General features: G+C 76.0%; 1 protein-coding gene. It reads left to right on the top strand.

Translation table 11 applies throughout. The features are described 5' to 3' along the window. The first annotated feature begins 181 nt into the window (after nt 1-181). On the top strand, nt 182-1,213 hold the full coding sequence (locus tag G5S38_RS15480; protein WP_165070552.1) for an NAD(P)/FAD-dependent oxidoreductase: 1,032 nt from the start codon (nt 182-184) through the stop codon (nt 1,211-1,213). The last annotated feature ends 13 nt before the right edge of the window (nt 1,214-1,226 follow it).

Here is a 1,226-nt window from a genome sequence, read left to right as displayed (position 1 = left end):
CCCCACGGCGGCATCCGCGCGCTGCTCGCGGGCTGAGCGGGGCTCGCGGGCTGAGCGGGGCTCCCGGGCCGGGTCAGACCCCCGCGAACCAGCCGCGGCGCGCCGCATGGCCGCACCCCGGTCGCGCGGCTCCCAGCGCGCCCCGCGCCCGGCACCCAGCCGCACGCGGCAGGATGACGGGATGACTCCTCCCGCCGCTCCCGGCCCCATCCTCATCGTCGGCGCCGGCATCTCCGGACTCGCCTGCGCCAGGGCACTCCTCGACGCCGGTGTCCCGGTGCGCATCGTCGACCGCGGCCGGGTGCCGGGCGGCCGCATGGCGAGCCGCCGCATCGACGACCGCGCCGTCGACCTCGGGGCCTCCTACTTCACGGCGGAGGAGGACTCCGCCTTCCACGGCGTCGTCGCCGAATGGCTGGCACGGGGCGTGGCTCGCGAATGGACGGACACCTTCCAGGCGGCGGATGCCGGCGGCATCCACGAATCGAAGACCGGTCCGATGCGTTTCGCGTCGCCGACCGGCCTGCGCGCCGTCGTCGCCGACCTCGCCCGCGCGATCGAGGCCGACCACGGCGTCGCGGTCGAGTACGAGCACGCAGTGCTGGAAGTCGCGGCGGGCGACGGCGGCACCGACCCCGTCACCGTCGATGGCGACCCGGTCGACGGTGTCGTGCTCGCGATGCCCGACCCGCAGGCACGGCGCCTGCTCGCGGGCGACGCGGCCTATTCGCCCATGCACGGCCTGCTCGACGGCCCCGACGGCTGGGAGCCGACCATCGCCGTCGCGCTGCGCTGGCCCCGACGCGAGTGGGCGGCCGACCTGCACGGCGCGTTCGTGAAGGACTCCCCCTCGATCACCTTCATCGCCGATGACGGCGACCGGCGCAGCGATGACGCCCCGGTGCTCGTCGCCCACACCACGGCGTCCCTTGCGGCCGCCCACCTCGACGATCCGGATGCGGTCATCGCCGAGGTGCAGGCCGCGGTCATGGCCGTCCTGGGAATCGTGGATACCCCGGCCAGCACGTACGCCCACCGATGGACGTTCGCCCGGCCGGCAGACCCGCATTCCGCACCGTTCGCCCTCGAGCGGGGCATCGGGGTCTGCGGCGACGGGTGGGGCGGCAAGGCCTCCGTCGGCGCGGCCTGGACCTCGGGCGACGCGCTCGGCCGGGCCATTGCGGCGCAGCGGGCGGGCACGCCGCAGACCTAGCGGCGGCGGGTGC

This window comes from Marisediminicola senii, from assembly GCF_011057645.1.
GTDB lineage: Bacteria > Actinomycetota > Actinomycetes > Actinomycetales > Microbacteriaceae > Marisediminicola > Marisediminicola senii.
The sequence above is the reverse complement of the archived record's forward strand: the minus strand, read 5'-3'. Positions and strand labels throughout refer to the sequence as shown.

What these genes read in the sequence shown, in the direction of transcription:
- G5S38_RS15480 (WP_165070552.1), top strand. Translation starts at nt 182, where the DNA reads ATGACTCCTCCCGCCGCTCCCGGCCCCATCCTCATCGTCGGCGCCGGC.